Here is a 2,190-nt window from a genome sequence, read left to right on the forward strand (position 1 = left end):
ATCGACGATATCACCGATCGCTTGGGTGAGAGGGCGACAGATATCTTTGACAAGTAACTGAGCATTGACGATCGCGACTTGCTGCATATGCTCGGCTTCGAGGGCATGGAAAATCGCTAATTTATCAGGAAAAAATTGATAAATTGAACCGATTGCCGTCTTGGCTCGATCGGCGATTTGTTGCGTTGTGGCAGACGTATAACCCACCTGGGCAAAGACTTCGGCTGCTGCTGTGAGAATTTTGGCAACCCGTTGTTGTCCGCGTTGTTGTTTGGGTTGACGACGCAATGAATTAGCACTTGACATTTGCGAGGATTTATTCATAAAATTACCGTATCGATTTACTCAACCATTTACTCACCCATGAATATGCTCCAAGGCGCGCCCTGGCTCCTAGCTCACAGATCCATGCTAGCAGTCAACAAACCCTTTAAAGTATCGCTCTATGGCAATGATTATGTGCTCTGGAAAGATGCGGGGGGAAATATTAATGCCCTCGAAAATATGTGTCCCCACATGGGTGCGATGCTGTCTGAAGGCTGGTGTGAAGCGAAGCCAGATGGTACGAGTCGCATAGTTTGCCCGTTTCACGCACTGGAATTCGATCGCGCCGGGTGTACGATTCTGCCTGGTTCAAATAAACAAACTTTACCGCAATTAGCCCAGCTAGAACTAATTATTCAAGGTGATTTTATTTGGTCGTATGGTGGCTATGAGCCTCAAGTATCGATTCCCAATATTCTCAATGAGATAGCAGCTAATTACGATCTTGTCGGACATACAGGAGATTGTAGCGTCGAAACTGACTTGCGATCGATGTTGCTAAATATGCATGACTATAATCATCAAAATGGCACCCATCGAGAGCTATTTAAAATTACCGAAGTGCAGTTTGAGAAATTCGTTGATGAGGGGCATCATTCCCACGCCTATTATCAGATGCCAATTGCACCGAGTACTGTGTGGGAAAAACTCAAAAATCCGCCGCTATTTCTGATGCCCAAATTAATGTCAGCACATCTGGAAAATCATTTCCCGCATCTGGTAATTTTTCACAGCGATATGCCAGCAGGAACAGTCGCTCAATGTCATTTCTTTATCCCCGAATCCGAGGGTAGAACCCGCACCTATGTTTTACTATTCGCTCAACCCAAACACCCAGCTTTTCACCTGATGAAGCAACAGTTTTTAGATGTGGTGAAAGTTGTGGTCGAGCAAGATGCTGCAATTTTGAATAACATTTATCCGAATGCCCCGCAGAAGATTAAGTTGAATAATGAGGTGGGGATGGATTGGGTGCATCGTAATTTTGATAGCTTTCCATTGGTGGTAAGTCCTCTGCGATCGAAAATTGGATGATTTGACCTATCTCCTAGTCGATTGAGGCTGCCATTTTTTCAGAGCGATCGCCGCATTTTGACCGCCAAAACCAAAACTCAGGCATAGTAAATTATTTACGGTTGTTTGGCGCGGAACTGTGACTAGATCGAGGTCGAATTCGGGATTTTTCAAACCGATACAGGGGGGTAATGTTTGAGTTGCGATCGCTTGCAAACACAGCGCAACACCAATTGCACCCGATGCGCCTAAAGTATGTCCCGTCGCGCCTTTGGTCGAACTTACTGCCACCCCAGTCGGGAAGATTTGGTGGATTAATTGGCTTTCGCGGCGATCGTTAAGTGGCGTGCTGGTACCGTGAGCGTGGATATAATCGATATCAGTCGGCGCGAGATGCGATCGATCGAGACATTGCTGAATGGCATTTACACCCGCAGTTCCCGATTCGTCCATGGCACACATGTGGTAGGCATCATTAGTCAGTCCAAATCCTAAGACTTCCCCATAAATCTTGGCACCGCGCGATCGAGCTAAATCTGCTGTCTCTAGAATAAATACTGCCCCCGCTTCGCCTAAAACTAATCCTTCCCGCTGGAGATCGAATGGATAACAGCCCGTCGTCGCGAGCGCGCCCATTTGCGTAAAACCCGCGATCGTCAGTGGTGAAACTGGGGTTTCTACCGCTCCCGCAATTACCCGATCGCAGGTGCCAGATCTAATTAAATTCACGGCTTGGGCTAAAGACCAAATTCCCGTCGCACAAGCAGCCATCGGAGCTAATACAGCCGATCGAGAGCCGATCGATCGAGCTGTGGCGATCGCTGGACTATGGGGCAATAGATCCAACCAATT

General features: G+C 47.2%; 3 protein-coding genes. 1 reads left to right on the plus strand and 2 read right to left on the minus strand.

All coding sequences use genetic code 11. The annotated features are described in order from the left end of the window. Nucleotides 1-324 (minus strand): helix-turn-helix domain-containing protein (locus tag RMO84_RS20855; RefSeq protein ID WP_310490354.1); only part of this gene is annotated, 324 nt, incomplete at its 3' end. A gap of 39 nt (nt 325-363) precedes the next feature. Between RMO84_RS20855 and RMO84_RS20860 the strand changes: the two genes are divergently transcribed. Further along, on the plus strand, nt 364-1,359 hold the full coding sequence (locus RMO84_RS20860; RefSeq protein WP_310490355.1) for a Rieske 2Fe-2S domain-containing protein: 996 nt from the start codon (nt 364-366) through the stop codon (nt 1,357-1,359). Between the two features lie 6 nt (nt 1,360-1,365). On the opposite strand, the gene RMO84_RS20865 is transcribed toward RMO84_RS20860, so the two are convergent. Continuing rightward, nucleotides 1,366-2,190: beta-ketoacyl-ACP synthase (locus tag RMO84_RS20865; protein ID WP_310490356.1), on the minus strand; the 825-nt coding region annotated here is incomplete at its 5' end.

Origin of the sequence: Chamaesiphon sp. VAR_69_metabat_338 (assembly GCF_031423935.1) — a bacterium.
In the GTDB taxonomy this organism is placed as follows: domain Bacteria; phylum Cyanobacteriota; class Cyanobacteriia; order Cyanobacteriales; family Chamaesiphonaceae; genus Chamaesiphon.

Coding starts and splice junctions, on each gene's coding strand:
- RMO84_RS20860 (WP_310490355.1), top strand. CDS start 364: ATGAATATGCTCCAAGGCGCGCCCTGGCTCCTAGCTCACAGATCCATG.